22 protein-coding genes are annotated in these 25,917 nt (G+C 61.3%); 11 read left to right on the top strand and 11 right to left on the bottom strand.

Annotated elements, in window-relative coordinates; translation table 11 throughout:
- On the bottom strand, nucleotides 1–2,222 hold a 2,222-nt coding region (locus tag FJ443_RS07750), incomplete at its 3' end, for a DUF5801 repeats-in-toxin domain-containing protein (protein WP_210239601.1).
- 323 nt (nucleotides 2,223–2,545) lie between these two features.
- On the opposite strand from FJ443_RS07750, the gene FJ443_RS07745 reads away from it, so the two are divergent.
- Nucleotides 2,546–3,514 (top strand): transglutaminase-like cysteine peptidase, encoded by a 969-nt coding sequence (locus tag FJ443_RS07745; RefSeq protein WP_140555703.1) that lies wholly within the window; start codon nucleotides 2,546–2,548, stop codon nucleotides 3,512–3,514.
- Nucleotides 3,515–3,642: 128 nt separating this feature from the next.
- Here FJ443_RS07745 and FJ443_RS07740 read toward each other — a convergent pair whose 3' ends face one another.
- From FJ443_RS07740 to FJ443_RS07710, 7 genes are all read right to left on the bottom strand, one after another.
- The gene (locus FJ443_RS07740; RefSeq protein WP_140515174.1) at nucleotides 3,643–4,278 is read right to left on the bottom strand and encodes a ribbon-helix-helix domain-containing protein; all 636 of its coding nucleotides are present in this window, start codon (nucleotides 4,276–4,278) and stop codon (nucleotides 3,643–3,645) included.
- Nucleotides 4,268–5,557, bottom strand: coding sequence for an HlyD family type I secretion periplasmic adaptor subunit (locus FJ443_RS07735; protein ID WP_140497322.1), 1,290 nt, complete (start codon nucleotides 5,555–5,557; stop codon nucleotides 4,268–4,270). Before FJ443_RS07735 ends, FJ443_RS07740 begins: the two co-directional genes overlap by 11 nt.
- A 45-nt stretch (nucleotides 5,558–5,602) precedes the next feature.
- Nucleotides 5,603–7,735, bottom strand: coding sequence for a type I secretion system permease/ATPase (locus FJ443_RS07730; protein WP_140564444.1), 2,133 nt, complete (start codon nucleotides 7,733–7,735; stop codon nucleotides 5,603–5,605).
- A gap of 40 nt (nucleotides 7,736–7,775) precedes the next feature.
- The gene (locus FJ443_RS07725) at nucleotides 7,776–9,224 is read right to left on the bottom strand and encodes a TolC family protein (protein ID WP_140663378.1); all 1,449 of its coding nucleotides are present in this window, start codon (nucleotides 9,222–9,224) and stop codon (nucleotides 7,776–7,778) included.
- A 378-nt stretch (nucleotides 9,225–9,602) separates the two neighbouring features.
- Nucleotides 9,603–10,016: an MAPEG family protein gene (locus FJ443_RS07720; protein WP_140515177.1), complete on the bottom strand. Its 414-nt coding sequence runs from the start codon at nucleotides 10,014–10,016 to the stop codon at nucleotides 9,603–9,605.
- 75 nt (nucleotides 10,017–10,091) lie between these two features.
- A complete protein-coding gene (locus tag FJ443_RS07715) occupies nucleotides 10,092–10,580 on the bottom strand; it encodes an SRPBCC family protein (protein ID WP_140515178.1) in 489 nt (162 codons plus the stop codon).
- Nucleotides 10,577–10,894 (bottom strand): metalloregulator ArsR/SmtB family transcription factor, encoded by a 318-nt coding sequence (locus FJ443_RS07710; protein ID WP_210239498.1) that lies wholly within the window; start codon nucleotides 10,892–10,894, stop codon nucleotides 10,577–10,579. The genes FJ443_RS07715 and FJ443_RS07710 overlap by 4 nt, the downstream gene beginning before the upstream one ends.
- A 261-nt stretch (nucleotides 10,895–11,155) precedes the next feature.
- Here FJ443_RS07710 and FJ443_RS07705 point away from each other — a divergent pair, with 261 nt between their 5' ends.
- From FJ443_RS07705 to FJ443_RS07695, 3 genes are read left to right on the top strand one after another with little or no spacing between them, the layout of a single operon-like run.
- The gene (locus FJ443_RS07705; RefSeq protein ID WP_140498074.1) at nucleotides 11,156–12,046 is read left to right on the top strand and encodes a D-amino-acid transaminase; all 891 of its coding nucleotides are present in this window, start codon (nucleotides 11,156–11,158) and stop codon (nucleotides 12,044–12,046) included.
- Nucleotides 12,047–12,062: 16 nt separating this feature from the next.
- A complete protein-coding gene (locus tag FJ443_RS07700) occupies nucleotides 12,063–13,091 on the top strand; it encodes a P1 family peptidase (RefSeq protein ID WP_140663376.1) in 1,029 nt (342 codons plus the stop codon).
- A 2-nt stretch (nucleotides 13,092–13,093) separates the two neighbouring features.
- Nucleotides 13,094–13,894, top strand: coding sequence for a M55 family metallopeptidase (locus tag FJ443_RS07695; protein ID WP_140525154.1), 801 nt, complete (start codon nucleotides 13,094–13,096; stop codon nucleotides 13,892–13,894).
- On the opposite strand, the gene FJ443_RS07690 is transcribed toward FJ443_RS07695, so the two are convergent.
- Nucleotides 13,881–14,861, bottom strand: coding sequence for a LysR family transcriptional regulator (locus FJ443_RS07690; RefSeq protein ID WP_140497338.1), 981 nt, complete (start codon nucleotides 14,859–14,861; stop codon nucleotides 13,881–13,883). The two genes, FJ443_RS07695 and FJ443_RS07690, sit on opposite strands and share 14 nt — an antisense overlap.
- Nucleotides 14,862–15,156: 295 nt before the next feature.
- Here FJ443_RS07690 and FJ443_RS07685 point away from each other — a divergent pair, with 295 nt between their 5' ends.
- The 7 genes from FJ443_RS07685 (at nucleotide 15,157) to FJ443_RS07655 (ending at nucleotide 23,711) form a co-directional block, all read left to right on the top strand.
- A complete protein-coding gene (locus FJ443_RS07685; protein ID WP_140663374.1) occupies nucleotides 15,157–16,782 on the top strand; it encodes an amidohydrolase in 1,626 nt (541 codons plus the stop codon).
- Nucleotides 16,783–16,849: 67 nt separating this feature from the next.
- Nucleotides 16,850–18,442: an ABC transporter substrate-binding protein gene (locus FJ443_RS07680; protein ID WP_140515182.1), complete on the top strand. Its 1,593-nt coding sequence runs from the start codon at nucleotides 16,850–16,852 to the stop codon at nucleotides 18,440–18,442.
- Nucleotides 18,443–18,553: 111 nt separating this feature from the next.
- Nucleotides 18,554–19,489, top strand: a complete 936-nt coding sequence (locus FJ443_RS07675; protein ID WP_140497345.1) for an ABC transporter permease — start codon at nucleotides 18,554–18,556, stop codon at nucleotides 19,487–19,489.
- Nucleotides 19,490–19,492: 3 nt separating this feature from the next.
- The gene (locus tag FJ443_RS07670; RefSeq protein ID WP_140497347.1) at nucleotides 19,493–20,314 is read left to right on the top strand and encodes an ABC transporter permease; all 822 of its coding nucleotides are present in this window, start codon (nucleotides 19,493–19,495) and stop codon (nucleotides 20,312–20,314) included.
- Nucleotides 20,311–21,228 (top strand): ABC transporter ATP-binding protein, encoded by a 918-nt coding sequence (locus tag FJ443_RS07665; protein WP_140497349.1) that lies wholly within the window; start codon nucleotides 20,311–20,313, stop codon nucleotides 21,226–21,228. Before FJ443_RS07670 ends, FJ443_RS07665 begins: the two co-directional genes overlap by 4 nt.
- Nucleotides 21,225–22,175 (top strand): ATP-binding cassette domain-containing protein, encoded by a 951-nt coding sequence (locus FJ443_RS07660; RefSeq protein ID WP_140663372.1) that lies wholly within the window; start codon nucleotides 21,225–21,227, stop codon nucleotides 22,173–22,175. Before FJ443_RS07665 ends, FJ443_RS07660 begins: the two co-directional genes overlap by 4 nt.
- 9 nt (nucleotides 22,176–22,184) lie before the next feature.
- Nucleotides 22,185–23,711, top strand: coding sequence for a M81 family metallopeptidase (locus tag FJ443_RS07655; protein WP_140663370.1), 1,527 nt, complete (start codon nucleotides 22,185–22,187; stop codon nucleotides 23,709–23,711).
- A 143-nt stretch (nucleotides 23,712–23,854) separates the two neighbouring features.
- On the opposite strand, the gene FJ443_RS07650 is transcribed toward FJ443_RS07655, so the two are convergent.
- Entirely contained in the window at nucleotides 23,855–24,766 is a 912-nt protein-coding gene (locus tag FJ443_RS07650; protein WP_140663368.1) for an alpha/beta hydrolase, read from the bottom strand.
- 395 nt (nucleotides 24,767–25,161) lie between these two features.
- Nucleotides 25,162–25,902, bottom strand: a complete 741-nt coding sequence (locus FJ443_RS07645) for an SDR family oxidoreductase (RefSeq protein ID WP_140497357.1) — start codon at nucleotides 25,900–25,902, stop codon at nucleotides 25,162–25,164.
- Between the last annotated feature and the right edge of the window lie 15 nt (nucleotides 25,903–25,917).

Below are 25,917 nucleotides of genomic sequence, written 5' to 3'. Positions count from 1 at the left end.
GGGGTGCTCGTGGTCGCCGTCTCGTCAAGCGCTACCGTAACGCCGGTGGCGGCGACAGCCGTCACCTTCGGCCCGTCATCGTCGAAACTGATCTGGCCCGAGACGTCGGCGCTGGCGCTGGCGGAGTCGCCATCGCTATCCGTGATCGTGACCTTCACGGCCAGCGAGCCGGCGGTGAGTGCAACCGTGTCGTCGGGATTACCGGTGTCGGAATGCTGGAGCGACAGATATTGCTCGACGGTCACCTTGCCGGTGGCCGGATCGATCGACAGCGCGAACGCGGCCTCGCCCTTGAACGCGCCGCCCTGCACGACTCCGACAACCACTCCGTTCGCAAGCGTCTGCAAGGTGATCGTTGAGCCGTCGGTGACGGTCAGGCCGGAAACGGCGTTCGTGACGCTCAGCTGATAGACCGTGGCGGTGCTTGCCGCCGGGCCGTCGCCGCCGAACAGCGCCGTCACATTGACCAGGGCGCCGTTGCTGGTGCCGGAGGTGATCGCCCCGGTACCGCCGATATCGGGATCATCGCCCTTGACGATGATTCCTGTGTTGATCGCAGCCGCCATGCTCAAGGCCTGCGTTTCGTCGAGTGAGACCACGGCGCCGGCGTCGGCGACGACTGTCACCAAAGGTCCATCGTCGTGGAACTGGATCGCGCCGCCGATCTGGGCACCGCCGAATGCGCTGTCGCCATCGAAGTCGGTGACGGTCACCGAGGCTGTGATCTTGCCCGAGAGGGTCAGCACGTCGTCATGGGCAGCAGCGCTCGATCCATCGACAGTGTGCTCCAGCGGAGCGTATTGGGTGACCGTAAGCGTGCCATTGCCGTTGATGACGATGGTAAAGGCGGTGTGGGTGCCGCCGTTCTGATAAGTGCCGGTGACCGTCGTCGCATTGGTCTGCAGCAGCGTGATCGCAAAATCGCCAATGGCCGTCTTCAGGCCCGAATCGAGCGATGCGACATTGCCGGTCAGGCCCAGCGTATAGGCGATGCCGCCGCCGGCGGCGGCCCCGTCGGCACCGAAATTGGATGCAACGGAAATAATCGGGTTGGCGCTCGTCACATCGATCGGAAAGCCGGCCGGCGAACCGGCATTGGTTTCATCGAGCACCGCGGAACTGGCTGCCGTGTTGCCCACCGTCAGGGCAGGGCTGTCGTCCTCGACGATCACGGTCATGTTGGCCGTTGCCGAGCCGCCGAACGGATCCTGCACGGTAACCGGGACGACGATGGAGAGGTCATCCTCGAAACCGGCCAGCGGGTGGTCGAGGGGACCGAGCAGGGCGATCTGGAAGGTTCCCGTGCTCGCATCCGTGATGGTGACGCTGATCACGACGTCCGATCCGACCCTGCCGACGAGATGCGTCGAATCGACCAGTTCCCACACGACGTCGGTGCCGTGCGAGGTAAGCGTCGTGGCAGGCACTCCGAGGCCGTAGGTCAGCGGATCGCCATTGGGATCCGTAGCGCCGAAGCTGCCGTTGATCACCGAAAGATTCGATTCGTCGAAGGGTGAGCCGGGATCGCCGTCCGGGTTTGCGCCGGAAAGCCCTTCTTCCGACACGCGGACGGTGAGATCGCCAAATTCCGGGTTCGCATTGGGAAGGAACAGTTCCCGCCTCTCGGCCTGCCCGAACTGCAGATCGGTCGGCGGCAAGAGCGCCGAAAGATCAAATCCATCGCCGATGCCGCCAGGAGGAATTTCAAAATTTCCACCGGCGCTCGAGGTCGAACCTCCAGGGCCAGCCGACATCGAACCATCGGCGCCGAAGGCGACATCCACATGGCTCGCCTCGAGCGCGGCGATCAAGGCGACGCGCGGCACCTCGACATCGCCAAGGACGAAGGTCGGCACGTTGAGCGCGCCGTCCTTGATCACGATGACCGAGCCGTCGGCCTGTTCGAGCACGAGATTGTGGCCGTCAACCTTGATGTTGTCGATCGAGACGTTCGCCGGAAGCTTCACGACGTTGCCGGCGTCGGCGACGTATTCGTGCGGCGCGGCTGCCGCCTGGGCCTTCGCCTCCGCGGGTGCTTCCGCCGGCGCGCCACTGCCCACATCGACCGGCACTGGTTCGGCCGCTGCCGGCGCGGCCTGTTGCGTCGAAGCCGCCTGTGCGACCTGGAACTCTGCCGGCGAGGTCTGGTCGTGACGTTCACTGGCCATGGAATGCTCGTCCCACGAACCCGAAACGGCGTCCAATTCGTTATTGATGGTCATTGCTTGTACCCCTCCGGCATTTCCCCGAAAGAGACAGCGGCAACCATTACTTTGCAACCGTCCGTCAATCTACTTTATATACCATTATATGCCTACAATGGCATTTTTTACGCGTGGTAAACTGGGAGCATATATTCTGTTATATAAGTCGATAGGTGCCAGTGCGGATGAGGCCTCGCCCCCGGTTGCATGGTAAATAGAAGTATAAATTCAAATAAAATTTTACGAAAAATAGGGGAAACAAGTTTCGTCGCCATTATCTACCTTCATTGCCAATAATTTGAGACAAGATCGGTACCGTCCACAGTCAAAAGGTGGGCGTTATGAAAAAAGAAAAAACCGCGCCGGGAACAGCCGGCCTCAAGCTACTCTTGCTGACGATCAGCCTCGCAGGCCTGCCGCAGCCATCGCTCGCGAGCGTCCATTTAGAGGACACCGCTTCGGTCGGCGGGCTTGTTGAAGACGTGCGGATGCCGCCCAGCCTGGGCGGCGTTTCCCTGGAAAGATTCCAGCCTTGGCGATCGGCGGTAGGATACCAGCCCGACCTGGTTTCCATGAGTTACACGATCGACGATGCCCAAGCGGGCGTTGCGCCGGCGCCTGCGAATGCCGGAATTGATCCCATCAAGACGGCAACGATTATCCCCGGCGTGTTCGGCTCGGTCGCGTTGTCCATGCATAACTTTCCCGTCGCCGCGCGGTGGGCACCGGTCTACCAAGCAATTGTCGGCTGCTCGGCGGGCAGTGCCTGCGAGCAGAAGAGCGCGGCTTTTGCCAGGCTGATCTCGTCGGCACAGGGCAAAGGGTTCAGCGAGAAACTGTCATTCGTCAACAGCGGCATCAATCACCTGATCGCCTACAGGAAGGACAGCGTCATCTATGGCAAGCTCGATTACTGGGCAAAGCCCACCGAGGTGCTCGATAAGCGCGCCGGCGACTGCGAGGATTTCGTCATACTGAAGATGACGGCGCTGCTGAGGGCCGGCATCCCCGCGCAAAGCATGGCGTTGGTTGTTCTCCAGGATCGCAGGCGGGGATTCTTCCATGCGGTCCTGTCGGTAAGCACGGCAAGTGGCGTGTTCATTCTCGACAGCCTCAACAACACCGTGCTGCGCGACAGCGATCTCCCCGATTATGTGCCGCTTTATTCCTTCAGCACGGACCGAGCCTGGATCCATGGTTCGAGATCGGGCAGCGCGCAGGTCGCGGAGATCAAGGGCGGTTTTGCAGGCGTCGCGCCCGGCGAGGGATTGCAGCCCGACACGGCTTCTGGAGCGCTTGCCCGTCGGTGAGCAACCGCGGTTCGCCGGCTTTTATGGAAAACGCCGAACCGCTCTATCTCTTTGTTTTGCGCAATTCCCAAGGGAAAGCGCTACACGCTTTTCCCGGGAAGCGTTTCGCACTTTTCCTGGAACTGCTGCTAGCCGCTGACGAATGCCATCAGCAGGTCCTGCCCGACCAGCGGTGCTCGCACGGCATTCAATTGGCCGCGATATCGGCGTTCGCCGGCGCCGATGACGAACCCGCTGGCGACCGGAATCTCGCCATTGGCATCCAGCCGCGCGAAGATGTCCGCCACGTTGAGATCGAGCGCCAGCCTGAGATCCTGACGCCCGTCATCGCTCGGCGCCGTCGGCAATTGGCGCTTTACCAATTGTTGGAACGGAGCGTTGAAGGTCAGGATCTTTTTCGACGATGAAAGGGCGAAGGCGGGCGAGGGGCAGGCGACCAGTATCGCGGTGATCGTCCTGATCGATGCAAGCCTCTTCAACGTCAGGTTTTCTTCCGTCAAGTCACGAATGCAGGCAACCCTGATCGCCGACGTCAGATTGCCGGCCGGAGGCTGGCTCTCGGCGATCTCATCGACAAGCATGCCGATCGTGCATTTGCGGCTTTCCGCCATCTGCCTGAGCGACGTCCAGAACGTCCGCTCCAGGCGGATGCCGCGGCGGATGCCGCGGCGCGCGACAACCCGGAACTCCATGCCGAGGTCTTCCGTGGCCATCGGCACGAGCAACCGCTCGAGAACAGCGGGAGGCGTGGCGCTATCGTTCACTCATCGCCTCCTCTCGTGCCTTGTTGATGGGTTTCAGCAGGTAGGTCAGGATCGTCTTGCGGCCGGTCTTGATGTCGACGGAGCAGATCATGCCCGGGATGATGGAATAGGTCTTGCCATCCCGCGTCAGCGTCGACCTGTCGGTCGCGACGCGCACCTGATAATAGGGCTCGCCTGTCTTCTGGTCGACGAGACTGTCGGCGGTGATGTTCGAGACCTTGCCTTCGATGCCGCCGAAGATCGAGAAATCATAGGCGGTGACCTTGATCAGCGCCTCCTGGTCCGGCCGGATGAAGGCAACGTCGCGGGGCGAAACCCGCGCTTCGACCAGCAAGGTCTCCGAAGTCGGAACGATGCCGGCGACCACCGCGCCGGGCTGCACGAAGGCGCCAACCGTATTGATGTCAAGCGTGTTGACGATACCGTCGACTGGAGAACGGATGTCGGTGCGGGCCACCTTGTCGGTCGCGCCGCGAATGGTTTCATCGACCACCGAGAGGTCAGCCAGCGCCTGCGTGAGGTCGCTCAGCGCCTCCTGTTGCAGCTGCAGGCCGAGCTCGTCGACCTGAAGCTGGGCCTCGGTGATAGCCGATTTGGCTTTCTTGGTGGTTTCTCCAGCAAGCGTCAGCTGCCCATTGAGCTCGGTCTGCTCGCGTTCGACCCGGAGTTGCTCGGTTCGCGCCATCAGGCCTTTCTTGACCATGGCTTCGACCAGCTTTGCCTCCTGGTCGCTGACGACCAGATTCTTCGTGAGGCGATCGGAATTGGCGGTCGCCTCGTCCAATTCCTTCTCGCGCTGATCGAGGCGCGACTTGAGAACCGACAGCTTGACTTCGAAGTTGTCGCGGCGGGCCACGAGCAGCTTCTGCTCGTTGTCGCAGATTTCCGGGGCGACTTTCTGGATTTCGGCTGGACATGGAAATTCGCCTTGCAGATCGCCGCTCTGCTCGAACTTCAGCCGTGCAATGCGGGTCTGTAATGCCCGTGCCTTGGCCTGTTGCTCGCCAAGGCTGGAGGTGTTGAACGTATTGTCGAGGCGGATGATGAGGTCGTTCTTCTTCACGACCTGCCCGATCTTGACGGCAATTTCCTGGACGACGCCCGGCTCGCTGGCCTGGATGATCTGCGTTTTGGAAGCAGGTATGACCTTGCCGTCGCCGCGTGCGATTTCATCCACCTCGGCAAAGGACGCCCAAGCGACGGAAGACACGAAGAGTGCACCTATGATAAATATGGACGCCGACGCAAAGAGCGGCGGCCGGTCTTCTCTTGCAAGCATTTCCCACGGCCCCAACGCATTGAATACTTTGATAGTTTTCGTTCTTCAGGTGCTTTTTTTCTGCAGCGCCTGTATCACTTGGTCCTTTGGTCCATCGGCAACGATCCTGCCTTGCTCGATGACGATAAGCCGGTCGGCAAGTTCGAGCATGCTGAAGCGGTGCGTCGAGACGATCAGCGTGGTGTTTCGATCGAAAGCCACTTTGAGCTGCTTGATCAGTTGACGCTCGGAAGCCAGATCCATCGAGCCGGACGGCTCGTCCAGGAAGACGACTTTCGGTTTCGTCAGCAACAGCCGGGCGATCGCCATCGTCTGTCTCTGGCCGCCCGAGAGATTGGTGCCGCGCTCGCCGACATTCATGTCATAGCCACGCGGGTGGCGGGAGACGAAATCGTCGACGCCGGCGGCCTTGGCCGCTTCGACGATCTGCTCATCGGTCGCCTCCGGACAGGCCATCAAAAGATTTTCCTTGATGGTGCCTGAAAACAGATCGTTCGCCTGCGCGACGATGCCGACGGCGGCGCGAACCTCGGAGGGGTGGTATTGACGGATGTCGATGCCGTCCAGCAGCAGTTCGCCGGAACTCGGCAAGAAAAGCCTGCCGATCAGCCGCCCCATCGTCGTCTTTCCCGATCCTATGCGGCCGATGATGCCGATCCGCTCCCCCGGCTTCACGGAGAAATTCAGGCCGGTCAGGACTTCGTTCTCGGAGCCGGGATAGGTAAAGCCGACGTTCCGGAACACCATGGCGCCGTTGCGGATGGGCCGGTTGACGAAGCCCACAGTGTCCGGACGATCCTCCGGCTGAGCCATGATCGAATTCACCATCCGCAAAGAGAGCATGGCCTGGCGCAATCTGGACAAGGTGATGGCGATCTGCCCGAGCGGGGCCACAGCCCGGCTGGCCAGCATGACGGTGCCGATGATGGCTCCGGTGGAGACATGTCCTTCGGAGAAGGCGTAGGCGCCGGCCACCACCAGCGCGACGGTGACCAGCTGCTGGATGGCCTGCGTTATATTGCCGGCGGCGGCCGAAAGCTGCTTGATCTTCTCGGAGGTGTTGGAGGCGTTTTTGGAATGCTCTCCCCATTTTCGCAACAGGTAGGCTTCGGCGCGCAGCGACTTGATCGTCTCCAGCGTGGAAATGGATTCGACCAGCAGCGCCTGGCGCTGCGAGGCCTCGTTCATGGAGGCCGCCACACGCTTGCCGATGCGCCGCTGCGTGACCAGTCCGACGATCACCGACGCGACGAAGGCCAGCGCGGGTATCATGACCAGCCAGCCGCCTATCGCATAGATGACGAGGAGAAAAACAAACACGAAAGCCGTGTCGATGAACACGCTGATGGTGTTGGACGTGAAGAATTCGCGCACGAATTCATATTGGGTCACGCGATTTGCGTATTCGCCCGTCGAGCCCGGCCGTGCCGCCAGAGACGAGTTCAGCACCTTCTCGAACAGCATGTATGAAATGCGCAGATCCGCCTTGCGCCCGGCATAGTCGATGAGCGATGCCCGGGAGGTCTTTAGCAGCAGATCGAACAGGATGACCGCGCCGATGCCGATGGCCAGCACCCAGAGCGTCGATATCGCTTTGTTCGGCAGGATCCTGTCGTACACGTTCATGGTGAAGATCGGCGAGGCGATGGCGAGCAGATTGATGAACACCGCCGACAGGACAACCTTCGAATAGGTGCGCCAGAACGGCCCCATCGTTCCCGTCAGCCAATGTCGCCGCTCGATTTTCGGCGCCGAGCCGACGCTCATGGCCTCCGTCGCGTTGGCGTAGGTGATCGAGAAGGACGCACCGCCGCTGATATAGCTGTTGGCCAGTTCCGACCGGCTGATCGTGGTGCGCCCGTCCTCCTGGGGAGCGGTGAAATATTCGCCGGCTTCACCATCGGCCAGCAGCGCGACCGGCAGCTGGCTGACGCGAAAGACGATCGCGGGGAGGTCGATGCGCCCCCGAACAAAGTCGCGATGGCTGAACTCGGTTATTTCAAGGCCGACGCGCTCGGCAAGATGCCGGATCGCGTCGATGTCGATGCGCGTTTCCGCCAGCGGCACGCCGGCAAAGAGCACGGTTTCGGCGCTGGGGCGGCCGAGATATGCGGCGACGGCCGAAAAGCAGGCCTTGAAAGCCTCTTTCGGTGACAGGATGTTGGGTTGCTGGTTCACGATCCGCCCGCGGGGACTCTCGATCGATCCTTAGGCCCGCCTATTTTTTCCTGACCGGTGCCAGAATATCGAACGGCACGTCGTTTTTCTGTTCCGAGGGCGTGCGCGCATAGGTTTCGGTGTCGGCCGTTTCCGGCGCGGCGAACTCGGTCCGCGCGTATGCCGTAGCCTGTTTTGGCGGGTGGACGTCCATCGTTTTCAGCAACTGCCCGGTCGCCGCCAGAAGCCGATATTGCGCGAAAAGGGATGCGTAGGACGCGGTGTCGGCCAGTGTCGCGGTGTTGAATCGCGTGTTCTGCGCATCGAGCACGTCGAGCAACGAGCGCTGACCGACCTTGAACTGTTCGCGATAGGACGCGACCAGCTTTTCGTTGGAGGCTGCTTGTAGCTTCAGGGTCTTGGCCAGATCGGCCTGCCGGAAGCGACGATCCCATGACGTGCGAACGGCTTCCTCGATCTCTCGCAGAACCTGGTGCATCGCGAGCCGCTGCTCGCTGGTGCGGCGGATCTGCTCCTGCTCATTGGCCTTGTCGATGCCGCCCCGATAGAGATTCCAGCGCAACACCAGACGTGCCTGCAGATCGGATGCGTCTCCATTGTCGCCGTCAATGTCGTAGCCCGCCCGGGCAGAGCCTTCGGCAATGATCGAAGGGCCGTATTTCGCGCGCGCCGCGTCCACCAGCGAGGCCGCCGCGGCAATATCGCTGTTGGCCATGTGGACGCGCGGGTTGCTCTCGCGCGCAAGGCCCAGCGCATCGTCCAGCGACCTTGGCAGCGTGCCGGACACGTCGGCCGGCCTCGCTGCATTGGTCAGCGGCTTGCCGACAGTCTTGAAAAACCGTATCCGCGCGGCCTCCAGTTCCTCCGACGCTTCCTGCATGCGGGCCTTGGCCGCGAACAGCCGCTCCTCGGCCTGTTGCCGGTCGGCTTCGTTCAACCCGCCGCCGGCAATGCCTTCCTGGATGTCGTGGAGGATTGCTTGATGGAAGCCCAGGTTTTTCTTTGCCTCGGCAACAATCGAAGCCTGGAGCATGTATTCGAGGTAGTCCTGGACAACAGAGAGGCCGATGAATTCCGACCGTTCCAGCACTCGAAACGACGCGCCATCGACGCGGGAGGCCTGGCGGTTCAATTCTGCGCGCCTTGCGCCGCTGTCATAGAGCGTCTGCGAAACGGTCAGGTCGGTTTCTGCCGGATAAAGCGCGTCGTCCTCTATCGAGAGTGCGCGCCGTGACGAATTGTCGAGACGGCGAGCGCCAGCCGACGCCTGCAGGTCGACGCTGGGCAAATAGAGGCCCTTTGCCTGACGCAATTCGAACTCGATCGCTTCGCGATTTTCTATCGCCTGGCCGATCTCCGGATTGGATTCGACCGCTACCGCCACGGCCTCCTTGAGCGTGAGGGCGTTCGCCCCCCCGCAAGTCAGCATCGTAGCCGCCATCAAAAGACCAAGGCGCTTGCCTATGGCCGACATGCCAGTTCTATTCATTTAGCCCACCCGTTTCCCCAACGCCTTCCTCAAGGCGCTTAAGCGGGCCAACCCCAGGCCCACCATTGCCGAATTACCCGATATATTCAGAAAATACGTGAGCGAATATTAATTTAGGCGACTCTAAATGGGTTTTCCCAGTCATGAGCAGCGACATGTAGCAAAAATAACACATAACAGCGGGACCGATGGGGGTGGGAGAATGCCGATCGGCTGCAACGAAAAAATGCCTTGGCTGGAGCGGCTAGGGCACTTTTTGAAAAAAACCGCATAATGGTCCCGAAAGTTGCCTGGGCCGAGACGGTGGCGCTGTTGCCGAACGGGGATGCCGGACGCGGACTATAACGGATGTAGCCTCCGATAACTGCCGATAACGCGTCAATGGAGTGCTGCCCATCCAGTCACAAGAATAAGGGCAAGCGTAACCAGCGCTCCCGAAACGTACAGAACCGTCCTGACACTGCCTCCCTTTGCGGCGTTTCCGCCACGTAGGTAGATTCCCAGATGAATCAGGCGTATCGCCAGGTGCAGCCCCACAAGCGTCGCCAAAGTGGTCGGTCCAACACCAACCATCATCGCCAGCACCGCGGGCACGACAAAGGGCGCCAGCGCCTCAACCGAGTTCATGTGGACGCGGTCGATCCTGTAGAGCGGGTTGTGGTCGTCCGCCGGGACTACCGGTCCTGAAAGCACCCCTGCAAATCCCTTAGACGAACCGGAATAGACTGCCAACACCACCGACAGCAAACAAAGCGTAAGCACGCCGAGGATGCTTAACCAATAGACTTCCATATTGTCTCTGCTCCTGGAATCTCAGTGGGCGATACGGTGCTTGCGAGTCATACCCCATGAACTGCAACGCGGTTGTCAGGCTGTCCGATGGTTGAACAAGTCGTGGAACCGTTGCAGGTAGAGCGGCCAGCCCTGATCGCTATCAACTGCACCCCTCACGCCTACCCAGCCTTCCCCATGGCGCTCGAAATGCCGGTGCTCGATCTCAACTCGGGTTCTGTTCTCGGTCTCGGCCGTGAACCGGACCTCCCATTCGCTCGTCTTGTTCGGGTCGGTCTCGATCTGCCACCGAGGGCTGATGTCCCAGCTCAGAACCAGCCGGCTGGGCGGATCGTAGGCCAACACACGAGCCCAGCGGCACTCGCTGCCATCCACACCTCGGTCGTAAATGTGCCCTCCGACCCGGGGTTCGAAGATCGTTTCTGCGATCGGAACGGCAAGAAGATTGTGCTCTCGAGGTTTGAATCTCCCGAAATCCTCGGTGAAAACCTTGAAGGCACGCGCAATGGATGCCTCGACAACGACGAAATGCCTTACGGGCGCGAGTGCAGGGTCCTTACTCATGCTTGGTCCTTTTTTGGATACTCGACGGCTAATTTGTAGCCCGCCAGGGTCTTGCTCCAGAACTGGTCGATTTCCGCGCGCAGGCCTGCCAGCCCATCCTGATCGATACGGTATATGCGTTCTTTGCCCGAGCGCGTGTCGGCCACAAGCCCGGCAGCCTTGAGTATCTTCAAGTGCTGAGAGACGGCCGGCCGGGTTACAGGCAGGGCACGAGCAAGTCCGCTGACCGAACAGGGCTGTTCGACCAGCAGTTCGAAGATCGTGCGCCTTGTCGGATCTCCGAGCGCTGTCCAGTAGTTCGCGTTAGTGGCCACTAACGCGAACTTAAATCGATGGCCGCGACCTGTCAATATCGGGAGGTCAACGATGCGTCGTCCAAGCCCCCGTCCGGCTCCGCGGGATTAAAGGAAACCATTCAGCGACCTGCGCTCGCTCGTGGCGTGAATCATGCGGCCGTCGCAGGGAGTGCCCGTTGCGCTTTGACGGTATCGGCATACCGAATTGCATTTTTTGAATTGGTCTTTGCCGACCTGCCTTGGCATTTATCGAGCAGTCAGTTGATGCTGGGATCGAGGATGGCCAAAGTGGCGCAAGTCTATTGCAATCGGCGTTACATGCCCGAAGACGAGGCGCGCATCGGTCTCTTCGATCGGGGGTTCCTCTTTGCAGACGCGGTCTACGAGGTGACCGCCGTGATGGGCGGCAGGCTGATAGACAATGATTTCCATCTCAATCGTCTCCAGCGGTCGCTTGCCGAGATATGTATTCCCATGCCCGTGACGCTGCCTGAGATAGAAGCCATTCAATTGGAACTGATCTCGCTCAACGGATTGGATGAAGGAACGGTCTATCTTCAGATTTCGCGCGGCGAAGCCAAGCGCAATTTCCTGTTTCCCGATGATCTTGAGCCGACCATGGTCGCCTTCACAAGCGCCCGCAAACTCGTAGGAACCAAGGCTCAGGCCGAAGGCGTCGCCGTCGACCTGGCGCCTGATCCGCGCTGGGCACGGCGCGACATAAAGACCGTCATGCTGCTGGGGCAGGTTCTGGCAAAGCATGCTGCAAGCGAGAAAGGCTTCGATGATGTCTGGTTTGTCGAGGGTGGACAGGTGACCGAGGGCGCATCGGCGACGGCTTTCATCGTTACGCACGACGGCCGTGTCATTACTCGCGCCAATTCTCAAGCCATCCTGCCCGGCTGTACGCGGCGAGCAGTGGCGCGTCTATGTGAAGACCAGGGCATTTTGTTTGAAGAGCGTGCGTTCTCGCCAGAGGAGGCGTTTTCGGCGGCGGAAGCGTTCCTGACCTCCGCCTCGAGCCTGGTCACCCCCGTCATCCGTATTGCCGGCCACAGGATCGGAAACGGCCAACCTGGTCCATTGACACGCCGCCTGCAGGAAATTTACGTCCAGACAGCTTTTGCAGAGATGAACGGGCATGCGGCCGGAAGAGCGGCCCTTGCTTGATGAGTGGGATGTGAAAATGGGCGCGGCACGGCGTTTAGGCCTTGGCATGGGGCGGCTGCCGCCCGGCCCGAACAATGCGATCACGGACGTGCCGGGTGTCCTGGTCGGCCACAAGACGATCATCGCCGACGGGCTGGCGACAGGCGTCACCGCCGTCTTGCCCCATGGCGGCGACCTGTTCAGATCCAAGGTCAGGGCGGCGGTCGATATCATCAACGGTTTCGGCAAGTCCGTCGGGCTCATGCAATTGTCCGAACTGTGCACGATCGAAACGCCGATCCTTCTGACCAACACGTTCTCGGTCGCACCATGTGCGGAGGCGCTGATCAAGCGTGCCATTGCCGCCAACCCGGAGATCGGGCGCAAGACCAGCACGGTCAATCCCGTCGTTTGCGAATGCAACGACGGCGGCATCAATGATATTCAGGCAATGGCGGTCACCCGGCATGACGCCGAAGCGGCGCTGGATGCCGCGAGCGCCGGTCCGGTCGAACAGGGCAGCATCGGCGCCGGCACCGGAATGACGTCGTTTGGCTTCAAGGCGGGTATCGGCAGCGCGTCCAGGTCTGTCGAGATCGGGTCTCGCGCCTTCACGCTTGGCGCTCTGGTGTTGTCCAATTTCGGCAGGGCAGGGGATCTTGTCCTCCCGGATGGCCGCAGAGCCGATCCCAAAGGGCTCGGCGAGCCTGAAAGCGGGTCGATCATCATCATTCTCGGCACGGATATTCCTCTTGACGACCGGCAATTGAACCGTGCCGCCAGCCGGGCCGGCGCCGGCATTGCCCGCCTCGGTTCGTATTGGGGACACGGCAGTGGCGATATCGCCATCGCCTTCACGACCGCCGATCCTCTGCCGCACGTCTCGCCTTCACCGTTCATTTCGATTTCGCGTGTCGATGACAGATACATCGACCTCGTTTTCGAAGCGGTTGTGGAAACCACGGTCGAGGCCGTTCTGAACGCCCTGTGCGCCGCGCAAGGCGTGGTTGGACGAAATAGACGCAGGATTCCGGCGTTGACCGACTGGCTGAAGGAGCCCCTTTGAGCATGAAGATTTTCATTTCGGCCGATATCGAAGGCACCGCGGGCATTCAATCCTGGGACGAGGCGGAAAGAACGCATGCCGACCACAGGGAATTCCGCGAACTGATGACCGGGGAGGTCCTGGCCGCCTGCGAAGGAGCGCGAGCCGCTGGCGCCACCGAAATCATGATCAAGGATGCGCATGACAGCGGGCGCAACCTTATTCTCGAACGCATGCCGCCTTTCGCGCGCATCGTGAGGGGCTGGTCGGGACATCCGGACGCAATGATGTTCGGGATCGATGAAAGCTTCGATGCCGCGCTTTATACCGGCTACCATTCCAAGGCCGGCGTCGAGGACAACCCGCTTGCACACACATCGACATTGCGAATATCGCGGCTGATCCTGAATGGCGAAACAGCGTCCGAATTCACATTGAATGCGTTGTGCGCCGCGCGCTATGGCGTGCGCTCGGTATTTCTTTCCGGCGACGAAGGCATTTGCGCCGACGCCAGAGCCCTCGTCCCGGGGATAGCCACTGTCGAAACCCTCAAAGGCATCGGCGCGGCCACCATCTCCCTGGCGCCTGCGGCGGCGCGCGGCGCAATATGCGAGGGCGTTGAAAGGGCGTTGCGCGACAGGGCGCGGCAAGCTTTGCCGTCAATGCCGGAAAGGGTCGAGATCATCATCGAATTCAGCAACCCCGTCGATGCCTATCGCGCCTCCTGGTATCCCGGAGTGCGCCGGCACGGGCCACGTGCCGTCGCCTTTGCATCGAACGACTATTTCGAGGTGCTGCGCGCCTTCCGCTTCATGAAGAGCTGAAGGTCGCCGTGCCCGCGGCTGGCGCGGCGGGCTTCAACGTTTGCGCCAGCGCCTTGGATGATTGCCAAAGAGCCTCTACCATGGTGCTTCGCGTCTTCTCCGAGCTGCGATACAATCGTATCTCGAGATCGAGCGTCCATGTGCTGTCATTCGAACAGATGACAAGGGCTCCATTGGAGATGTCGTTCTCGACGAGGCTTTCTGGCAGCCAGCAGATGCCCGCGCCGGTCAGCGCAAGTTCCTTGAGTCCGGCGCTTATTGTGCTTTCATGCACTGTCTGACGCCGGAACGGCGAGTGCTTCGAGAACAGTTTTCCGAGGGCGACACCAAAGAAAGAGCTGTAACCATAGCCCAGATAGGGCAAAGCTCGCTTTGCCGTTTCCGGACTGTCCAGAATGCCCGCCGCGGGCACGGTCGACTTGTCGAAGCGCAGTTCCGGCGCCGCGACCGGGATGAGCCGATCCGATCCGATAGCCAGATGAGAAAACTTGTCGCGATCCAGGTGAAACGGCACTTCACGGTGCGCATAGGTCAGGAAGAAGTCGGTTTCGCCATCGGTCAGTGCAGCCAGGTTCGCCTCGATGCCACCCCTGTCAGCCATGAAGGATGTGCCGAAGGTGCGAGTGTTCCGCTGCACCTCCCGCAGCCAAACCGGAAAGAACGTGATGGTCAATGTGTGAAGGGCCGCAAAGCGTACAAGCCCCTGTTCCGCAGGCGGGCGCAGAGACTCGCGCACCGAATAGAACATCCTGATGGCGTCTTGCGCCATCGGAAGAAAATTGCGTCCGGCCGATGTCAGTTCGGCCGGCATGGTGGCACGACTGATGAGCGGTGCTCCGAGCCACGTCTCAAGCTGCTTGATGCGCCGACTGAAGGCCGACTGGGTGACATTGCGGATTTCGGCTGCCCGCGAAAAGCTCGATGTTTCTGCAAGTGTCACGAAATCTTCGAGCCATTTGATTTCCACGCGGCCTCTCCTCCACTGCGTTCGAGCATTGATCGAACCGCAATGGGGAACATATTTCATTATAATTGCTATGTTATGCAAATTTTGCATGCTTGATTGCGAAAACCGAATTGGCCTTGTGATCGCCGACGCCCCAACGTCTGCAAAACGAAAAAGCTGGCAACTGGAGCCGGTGGCAGGGGGAACGTGACGTCGAGCGCGGGAGAAGAATCTGACCGCGCGCGAAACGGAATGCCACTCAAAGTCAAATCTATGTCGGCGACGTCCGTGAACGCCGGGGAGAAGAAAAGGCAGCATGAATTCGCAGAACCAAGCCGATCTCGTTTTGCATGGCGGCAAGATTTGGACCGGTTACGGAAATCCGATCGCGGAGGCGATTGCGGTCTTGGGCAACCAGGTCGTGGCCAGTGGCTCCAACGCCGAAATCAAGGCCCTGATCGGAAAGGGCACGAGGGCCGTGGATCTGGCCGGGCGCTTCGCAATGCCCGGTCTGAACGATGCGCACCTGCATCTGATCTCGACGGGGCTCCTGCGCGGCAAGGTCGATGCGACGCCCGATGCCGCGCCGACCCGCGGCGCGCTGATGGCTGCGTTGCAGGCGCGGGCCGCCGAAACGCCCAAGGGCGCATGGGTGACCGCGCGGGGTTTTGACCAGACCCGATATCCCGACGCACTGATGCCGACCGTGAAGGAACTGGACGCCGCCCTGCCCGATCATCCCGTTTCGGTCACGCGCGCCTGCGGCCATGTCACTGTCGTGAATTCGCTGGCGCTGGCGCTGGCGGGAATCGATATCGACACGCCCGATCCGGATGGTGGCGTCATTGGGCGCGAGGCCGGGCAACTGACCGGAATGCTGGCTGAGAACGCCCAGAACTTCGTCTACGACGTCCAGCCGACACCCTCTTTCGCCGAGATACTCGATGCTATCGAAGCGGGGGGCCGTGACCTCCTGCGGTTCGGCATGACGTCCTGCATGGACGCGGCCACTGGCCAGATCGACGGTATGACCGAGATCGAGGCTTATCATGAGGCCGAGCGCAGCGGCCGGCTCCCGGTACGGGTCTGGGCAACACTTCTGGGCGACCCCGGTTCGTCCATCGTCGAGCCTTGCCATGCCGCGGGTCTCGTTACCGGGGTCGGCAGCGACATGTTCCGCATAGGCGGCGTAAAGATATTCACGGACGGCTCGGCCGGCGGACGCACGGCCTGGATGCGCCAGCCATATATTGACCAGCCTGACAATTTCGGTGTCCGGATGCTGCCAGACGCTCAATTGTTCGAACTGGTCGACCGCTACACCGCAATGGGCTACACCATGGTCTGCCATGGCATTGGCGATGCCGCCATCGACCAGCTCGTGCGCGCTTATGAACGTGTGCGCGCCGCCAGGCCGGATCACAAGCACCGGCACCGGATCGAGCATTGCGGCTATGCCGATGATGCCATCAATCAGCGGATGTTGAAGGCAGGCATCCTGCCTGCGCCGCAGCAGGCCTTCATCTATGATTTCGGCGACGCCTACGTCTCTGTTCTCGGGCCGGAGCGCGGGTTGCGCTCCTATCCGATCGGAACCTGGGATCGCCTCGGCATGAAGCCGTCCACCGGCAGCGACTCGCCGGTCTGTTCGCCCAATCCCTTCCCGGACCTCTACGCCATGCTGACGCGCAAGACGCACAAGGGCACGGTAATGGACGCTTCCGAGATACTGACGCCCGAACAGGCGTTGCGCGCCTATACCGAACATGGTGCCTACTCCCAGCGCGCGGAAATGGTGAAGGGCCGGCTGGAGCCTGGAATGCTCGCGGACATCGCCGTGTTCTCCAACGACCTCCTGACGGCCACACCGGAGACAATCCTGCGTGAAACGCGCTGTGAGATGACAATTCTGGATGGTCGCATCGTCCATGAAGGAAGTTGAGGCGGAATGCCGGCTGGGCCCGTCTCTGACAGGAAATCAACAACGAACCACAGGGAGGAATTGAGGGATGTTGAACAGACTTGGCTTGATCGCGGCGCTTGCGCTTGGGACGGCGACCGCCGCGCTGGCGCAGGACGCCACACCGAAGGATGGGGGGAAATTGGTGTTCACCGCGCCCTATGGCAACTCCATCACATCGCTGGACATCACGGCGACACCGCATACGCAAGACGAGATCGTGGCCAAAGCGATCAACCGCTCCCTCTACAAATGGAACCCGGAAAGCGGCAAGCCTGAGCTCGACCTCGCCGAAACGGTAGAGAAGTCGGCGGATGGCAAGACCTATACCTACAAGCTCCGGGAAGCGACCTTTCACAATGGCGACAAGCTCGACGCCGATGACGTGATCTGGTCCTACAACCGTCTGGCCGATCCCAAGAAGGCCCTGCCGGGCGCCGAGCAGATGTTGCAGATCGCCGGCGTCGCCGAATTTCAGGCAGGCAAGGCCGATCATATTTCCGGGTTGAAGAAGATCGACGACAGGACCATCGAAATCACCTTCATCAACCTGGCCGATCCGGGCTGGAACCTGATGTCCAACTATGCGCCGATCTACTCCAAGGACTATCCGGAGGATCAGCTCGCTTCCAAGCCGAACGGCCTTGGCCCGTTCAAGCTCGCCAATTACGTCGCGGGCTCGAAGGTCGAACTGGAGAAGTTCGACGGCTACTATGAGAAGGGCAAGCCGCATCTCGACAAGCTCGACATCATGCTGATGGGCGAAGCTTCGGCTCGCGACGTCGCCTTCCGCAACGCGGAGATCGATACCAACGTTCTCGGCCCTGTGCAGTATGAGGCCTACAGCCAAGATCCGGCGCTGAAGGATCACATCCTTGAGGTGGCCGAAGTCTACACCCGCAATATCGGCTTCAATCCGAAGGTCGAGGCATTCAAGGACAAGCGCGTCCGGCAGGCGATCAATTATGCGATCAACAAGGACCTGATTGTCGAGAAGCTCTTGAAGAACAAGGCTTATCCTGCGGTCTCCTGGCTGCCGATTTCATCGCCGGCCTTCGACAAGGACGCCAAGCCCTATGCCTATGATCCGGAAAAGGCCAAGGAACTGCTGAAGGAGGCAGGGTTCGAGACCGGTCTGAAGTTCTCGGTCACCGCGACCTCGAACGAAAGCTGGGGCCTGCCGATCGTCGAGGCGATCATCCCGATGCTGGCCAAGGTGGGCGTCACCGTGACGACCGACCCGGTGGAAAGCTCGGTCCTGTCCGACAAGATCCTGTCCGACAATTTTGACGCCTTTATCTGGTCGAACTCGTCGGGCCCGGATCCGCTGAAATATCTGAACTGCTTCTATTCGAAGACATCGCAAACCGCCTGCAACTACGTCAAGTTCAACAATGCCGACTTCGACAAGCTGATCGAGCAGGCAGGCAACGAAACCGATCCGGCCAAACAGAACGATCTTCTGAGGCAAGCCAACAACCTGCTGCAGGACGAGGCTCCGGTCTGGTTCTTCAATTACAACAAGGCCGTCATGGCCTACCAGCCATGGGTCCACGGGCTGAAGCCGAACGGCGCGGAACTGGCTATCCAGGATTACGAGGACATCTGGATCGACGACAGCGCACCCGCATCACGCAAGTAGCGCGATGGCATGGCTGGCGGGCGGGACCGGTTTGTACGGCCCCGCCCACCGCATGGCGCCCACTCCTCGCCCGCCGCATGGCGCCCAGTTGTTGAAAGGCAGGATTCGCGGATGTCGCGCTTCATCTTTCGTCGCACGCTGCAGATGATTCCGACCCTGCTGGCGGTCGTGCTGATCATTTTCGTGATATTCAGCGTCGTCCCCGGCAGCTTCATATCGAGCCTGATGTCGGAGGGGCGCAACGCCACGAATGCCGATGTGATGGCGCATCTGAACGAGCAGTTCGGGCTGGACAAGCCTCTGCCGGTCCGCCTGTGGGACTATCTGTGGGGGCTGGCGCATTTCGACCTTGGAATTTCCTACCGCACCCGCGAACCGGTGTGGAACGTGATCGAGCCGCGGCTCTGGCCTTCGATCAAACTGGCGCTGGCGGCGATGGGCTTTGCCGCGGCAGTCGGTATTCCTCTGGGATTTCTGGCCGCGCTGAAGCCCGGCAGCGTGTTGGACACCGGCACGATGATGCTGGCGGTTTCCGGCCTGTCGGTTCCCGAATTCTGGCTAGGCTTGCTGCTAATGTACGTCTTTGCGCTGCAGCTCGGTCTGCTGCCGAGCTTCGGCTACCAGCCCGGCGGCATCCGCTACATCATATTGCCTGCCATCGCGCTCGGCGTATCGCCGATGGCGCTCTTGGCGCGAACCACCCGCGCTGGCGTTCTGGACGTGATGAACGCGGATTTCGTGCGAACGGCGCGAGCCAAAGGGTTGACCGAACCGCGTCTGGTGCGCAGTCACGTCACCCGCAACGTGCTGGTGTTGATCCTGACCACGCTTGGCCTTCAGATCGGTTCGCTCATGGGGCAGGCGATCGTGATCGAGAAACTGTTTTCCTGGCCAGGGATCGGGTCGCTTCTGGTCGACAGCGTGTCGGCACGCGACATTCCCGTGGTTCAGGGTACGGTCATCGTGATCGTGTTGTGGTTCCTTGTCATCAACATGCTGGTCGATATCGCCTATGCCATGATCGACCCGCGCATCAAGGTGGCCTGATCCATGCGGTTGCGTTTCAATTTCGCCCTTGGCCTGGCGCTGGCGTTGCTCGTGGTCGCCGCAGCCGTCAGCGCCGGCTGGATTGCCCCGTACAACCCGATATTCGACGCCGACCTGATGAATTCTGAAATGCCGCCGAGCTGGGACCATCTTTTGGGCACGGACGGGCAGGGTCGCGACGTCTTTTCCCGTATCCTCTACGGCGCCAGGGTGTCGCTGACCGTCGGCCTCGTTTCGCAGTTGATCAACTCGTGCATCGGTATGGCGCTTGGGGTTTCGGCCGGTTATTTCGGAGGCTGGTGGGACGACCTGGTGAACGGGCTGACCAACGTCATGCTGGCGATCCCATCCCTGGTCTTCGCGCTCGCCATCATGGCGGTGTTGGGACCCGGCTTGCCAAGTCTCCTGATCGCATTGGGCCTGACCAACTGGTCCTGGACCTGCCGCATCGCCCGCAGCTCCACCTTGTCGCTCAAGAATCAGGGCTTCGTGCAGGCCGCCAGGGCGGCCGGCTTCAGCGACGCCAACATCATGCGCACGCAGATACTGCCGAATATCGTCGGTCCGGTGCTGGTCATCGCGACACTTGGTATCGGCGGCGCGGTTCTGGCGGAAGCTGCACTGTCTTTCCTCGGCGTCGGCATCCGGCCACCGCAGCCGAGCTGGGGGAACATGCTGACCGACGCGCGCGAACTGATCCGCACCGCCCCCTGGGCCTCGCTGTTCCCCGGCCTCGCAATCTTCGCCACGGTCCTTGGCTTCAATCTGCTCGGTGACGGGCTGCGCGACATGCTGGATCCGCATATGAGGATAAGGCAGGCATGAGCGGCATTCTTCCCGACCCTGTTCTGTCCATCCGCGACTTGCGCATCGGCGTCGGCAAGCGGAACGAAATCCTTCACGGCGTGTCTTTCGATATCCTGCCTGGGGAAACTTACGGACTTGTCGGCGAATCCGGTTCGGGCAAAAGCATCACCGGCCTTTCGGTGATGGGGTTGCTTAAACGCCCGCTGGAGGTGACCGGCGGCTCGATCTTCTTCCGGAGCCAGGACGTATTGAAGCTTGGCAGCCGCGCCAGGCGCCGTCTGCGCGGCGACCGTATGGCGATGGTGTTTCAAGAGCCCATGACGGCGCTCAATCCGCTGATGGCGATTGGCCGTCAGATCGCGGAAATGTTCGTCGTTCACAGGGGCTTCGGGTGGTCGGATGCGCGCAGGAAAGCCGTCGAGGCACTGGAAAGTGTTCGTGTGCCGGCGCCCGAGGAACGCGCCCTGTCCTACCCCCATCAACTGTCGGGAGGGATGCGCCAGCGCGTCATGGTCGCCATTGCACTGGCCTGCCGTCCCGACCTGCTGATTGCGGACGAGCCGACCACCGCACTTGATGTGACGGTCCAGGCAGGCGTCCTGGAATTGCTTGCCGAGCTTTGCACGGCTGAAGGAACGGCCGTGCTGCTGGTCAGTCACGATTTGGGCGTGATCGCCAATATGTGCCGGCGCGTCGGGGTCATGGACCGGGGGCGGCTCGTCGAGGAGCAGGACACCAAGGCTCTGTTCGAAAATCCGCTGCATCCCTATACCCGAGGCCTGCTCGCGGCACGCCCTCGCCTGGGGTCGCGAACGCTGGTTGGACGCGCACGCCTGACCGAACTGGACCAGGTCGTGGGCAGCGAGGAGCGTGGACGCGACGCACCGACGCTGACCACGCCGCGCGGCCTTGGTCTAGAGGCGACCGCATGAACCAGCCTCTTCTGGAAATCCGCGACCTCAACGTCCATTTCCCGCTGCCGCGTCGCTCACTGTTGGGGCCAAAGCGGACGCTTCGTGCCGTTCAGGGCGTGAACCTGACCCTGAACGAAGGAGAGTGCCTGTCCATCGTCGGTGAATCCGGCTGCGGAAAATCCACCACCGCGCTGACCGTGATGGGCCTGCAGGAGCCGACTTCGGGAAAGATACTGTTCCAGGGCAAGCCGTTGGCAGGCCCTGGCGCTCCCGCCCGCAAGGAGCGCGCGCGCATCGCTCAGATGGTGTTTCAGGACCCGTATGCGTCGCTGAATCCGCGCCAGACCATCGGTCGCATGCTGTCCTCGCAGCTTTCCCTGCATGGAATCGCCAGGGGAAGCGAGGCCAGCCACCGCGTCGCCGAGATGCTGACCCGCGTCGGCCTGACGCCCGATCACGCCGACCGTTATCCGCATGAATTCTCCGGCGGGCAGCGCCAGCGGATCGGCATCGCGCGGGCGTTGATGCTCGATCCGAAGATCCTGGTGCTGGACGAGCCGGTGTCGGCGTTGGACGTGTCCATCCAGGCGCAGATCATCAACCTGCTGATGGACCTGCAGGAAACGCTGGGCTTGAGCTACATCATGATCTCCCATGATCTGAGCGTGGTCGAGCATGTTAGCGACCGGGTTGCCGTGATGTATTTCGGCCGCGTGGTGGAAGAGGGTGACTGGCATTCGATTTTCAGCCGCCCGACGCATCCCTACACGCGTCGCCTGATCGGTTCGGTTCCCGATCCCGACGCGATCCTGACCGGGGCACGCGCCTTGCCGGATGCTGCCTTCGTCCCAGACGCCGCCCGCTTTTCGCCCGACATTTCGCGCCGTCCGGACCCCGACGAAGAACCCGAGTCAAGCGAGCTTGTCGAGATCGGCCGCGGTCATCGCGTGCGTCTCGCGCAATAGGAATTGCCCATGACCTTCAATGTCCTTACCTGCGAATTCATGCACGAGAGCAATACGTTCTCGCGCTTCCGTACCGACTTGCCGCAGTTTCAGGTGGACACGCTTCTCCTTGGCGACGACGCGATCCGCGCCCGGCGCAACGCCAATACCGAACTTGCCGGATTCATGGATGTGGCGGAACCGGCGGGCTGGAACGTGATCCACGCGATTTCGGCACATGCCGTGCCCGGGGGGCGGGTGACGAAAGCTGCCTATGACCACATCGCCGGTATTATCCTGGAGGCAGCGCGTTCGAACAAGAGCCGCCTCGACGGAGTGCTGCTTGGACTTCATGGCTCGATGGTGCCTGAGTTTTGCCCGGACGGGGAAGGGTATCTGCTAGGCCTTCTGCGGGCCGAACTTGGAGCGGACATTCCTGTCGCGGTAACGCTCGATCTTCATGCGATGGTGTCGGAAGACATGGTCCGGGACGCGCAGATCCTTGTCTCCTACAAGACCTATCCGCATGTGGACATGCGCGAAATCGGCGCGCATGCCGCCCGTATCCTGGATCGCGCAATGAAAGGTGAAATCGCGCCCCGGACCGTCAGGGCGCATGTGCCGATGCTGGACGAAGCGAATTCCGGCCGCACCGACATTCCCGAGACGCTGGCCCTTTATGACCGCGCCCGCGAGGCCGAGGCCGAGGGCTTGCTCGCGGTTTCCGTCAATGCAGCCTTCACGGGCGCCGACGTGTCCTGCGTCGGTCCCACCGTGCTCGCAACCTATGACAGCCGTGATCCCGGCGCCAAGCCAGCCGCCATGCGTGTGACAGAGGAACTTGCGGACAGGATCTGGCAGGGCCGGACCAGGAAGCGCAATGTTTTCATCGAGGTCGACGAGGCTGCTGCCGAGGCGCATGCCTGGCGCGGCGACAAGCCACTTGTTATCGCTGATTACGCCGACAATCCCGGCGCCGGCTCCTACGGCGACTCGACCGCGCTGTTGAAGGGCCTGCTTGATGCAGGGGTAAAGGGTGCGGTTCTCGCGCCGATGATTGATCCTCAAGCGGCAAATGAATTGCACCGTCACCGGGAAGGCGAGACTGTGACGGTGACGATTGGCGGCAAGGGCGACGCCAACTTCGGCGGTGGCCCGCTAACGGTGACGGGTGTGCTGACCAGGCTTTCGGAGGGCAGCTATGTCGGCGACGGACCGATTCAGGGCGGGCTCACCCATAGTTTCGGACCCACCGCCGTAATCGATGTCGACGGGATCGAAGTCCTGGTCGTTTCAGAAGCGCAGCAGATGGTCGACCTTCAGCAATTGCGCGCTTTCGGGATAGAACCGACGGCTCGCCGCGTGTTGGTCCTGAAATCGATGCAGCATTTCCGGGCGGCATTCGAGCCGATATCGGGCAAGGTCATCGTCTGCGATGCAGGCGCGCTGGCAACGCCGCGGGCAGAGCGGCGCCCCTATATCCACGCGCCGCGCCCGCTCTGGCCGCTCGACAAGGATTTCGAGCGCTTCGTTCGTCCCTTGGTCGACACATTCTAAATTACCAAAGCGGGCCAGTGCAGACGGCCCCTTCCTGGATGCGAATGCTGACAGCGAGCGCACTCTTCGCAGGCCCTGCGTGGCGACGGCGGTGCGATCGATCATCGACCGTCAAGTCACAGACATCGCCGATACGCTTCAGCTCATCTATTCGCTCCGGCCTGCGCGCCTGCCCGGGCCGTTCTTCGAGGCTGGGAAAACGGCGGCGTCCGCGCTGCATCGTGACGCGGGTCGTCCCGGTGCCAGAAGTCGAGAACGGCTGCGGTGATAGCCTCTGGCGCGTCCTCCTGAACAAGATGCTTCGCATCCGGTACGACAACGAGTGGAGCGTTTGGAATGCGCCGTGCGAGTTCTTCACCATCTTTCAGCGGGATGAATTCATCCTCGGCGCCCCAAAGAATGGTCACGGGGCAGCGGATTTCGCCGTAACGATCCTCGATCTCCATGCTGTATTTGTCGTCCATCTGCGCCACCTGGCGCCAGAACGCCTTCTTACCCTCCTCGGTAAGCCAAGGCTGGAGATAAAGCCGCATCTCTTCTTCGCGCAATCCGTGCTTCACAGCGGCACCAATATACGCGCGCAGGACGGCTTCATGGATATAGGCCGGTAGACCGGCAAAAACGTCTTGGTGCGTCTTGGCCGCCTGCACCAGCGCGGATCCCTGCGGGCTGATTGCGACAGGATCGATCAGCATCAGGCTGCTGTAGTCGATGCCGTCCATGAGATGGGCGCGCAGCGCGGCGGACCCGCCAAAGTCATGCGCGACGACGTCCGGGCGCTCTATACCCCAGTGCTTTACCAGCGCCGCGAAAAGTCCATTCTGAAGACCATGCAGGACGTCGGCGTCCGGCTTGTCGGACTGCCCGAAACCCAGCAAATCATAATAGAAAACCCGACGGTGCCGCGCGAGCCACGGTGCAATTCGCCGCCACACCAGCGAGGAAAATGGCGAGCCGTGCAGGAGGATCGCAGCCTGTCCCTCGCCGAGCGTGCCCCAGGCGATCGCATGACCGCGGTAGATGAAGCGTTCAGGCAGAGTCCAGTTCGCAATCATCTCGTCCTCCGTATCCAGAGACTTGTCGAGGAATCCGACAGGAAGCGGGTCGGACCGAAACTCTCAGCCATGGTGCGATGGTGCGAATTCCGGCCCTGGACAATCTCTCGGCGACAGAAACCCAGGTGGTAGCGTCGTCAGGCCAGCCGTGCAGCAGCAAAGCCGCTGTGTCATGCTTCGCGCCTTCCTCCAGAAAGGCGATGTCGAGCATTTGTGGCCGCGGTTGACGGCATGATGAAGCGCGCGTGGGTCTGCATCCCTGCCCAACGAGGACGGCGCGATCGGGTTCCTTGGCATGCGACCATCAGGCCGCTCTTGTCGACCTCCGTCCGAGGCAGCCCGTTCACGGAAAGCCTTCCCCTATCCGAGCCGGACTTGCTTCATGATCCTGTTCCTCAGATGACCCCGCCATTCGCTCGGACGATCTGGCCGTTGATCCAGCCGCTGTCCGGTCCAACCAGCAGGGAGACGACGCGCGCGATGTCGTCGACCTCGCCCAGACGGCCGAGCGGGTTCATCTGTTTGATACGATCGAGCGTAGCCTGATCCTTGCCTTCGAGAAAAAGCTCGGTGGCCACCGGCCCCGGCGCAACCGCGTTGACCGTGATGGCGCGGGATCCCAACTCCTTCGCCACAATGTGGGTGAGCGCTTCGACCGCGGCCTTGGTGGCCGCATAAACGCCATAGGTCGGCTGATAGAGTCCGACGACGCTGGTCGAGAAGTTCACGATGCGGCCGCCGTCGCGCAGGCGCCTCGCCGCCTCGCGAAGGCCGTTGAACGTGCCCTTGAGATTGATCGCGATGGTCTGATCGAAAGTCGCATCATCAAATTGAGCGACCGGTGCGAGCTTCATGATGCCGGCATTGTTCACCAGCACGTCGACGCCGCCATGGGCCGCTTCGGCGGAATCGAACATCCGTCTCACAGCTTGCGGGTCGCTGACATCGGCCTGGAAGGAGGTGGCCCGACCGCCGGCCTTTTCGATCTCATCCACCAGCTTGGCGGCCGCTTTGGTGCTACCTGCATAGTTGACCACGACCGTGAGGCCGTCGCTCGCCAGCCGGCGGGCGATGGCCGCTCCGATGCCGCGAGAGGCTCCCGTGACGATTGCAACCCTATTCGTTGAGGTGGTCATTGTGGTTGTTCCTTT

Source organism: Mesorhizobium sp. B2-6-1 (genome assembly GCF_006440475.1).
In the GTDB taxonomy this organism is placed as follows: domain Bacteria; phylum Pseudomonadota; class Alphaproteobacteria; order Rhizobiales; family Rhizobiaceae; genus Mesorhizobium.
This window is presented reverse-complemented; position numbering and strand designations above follow the sequence as displayed.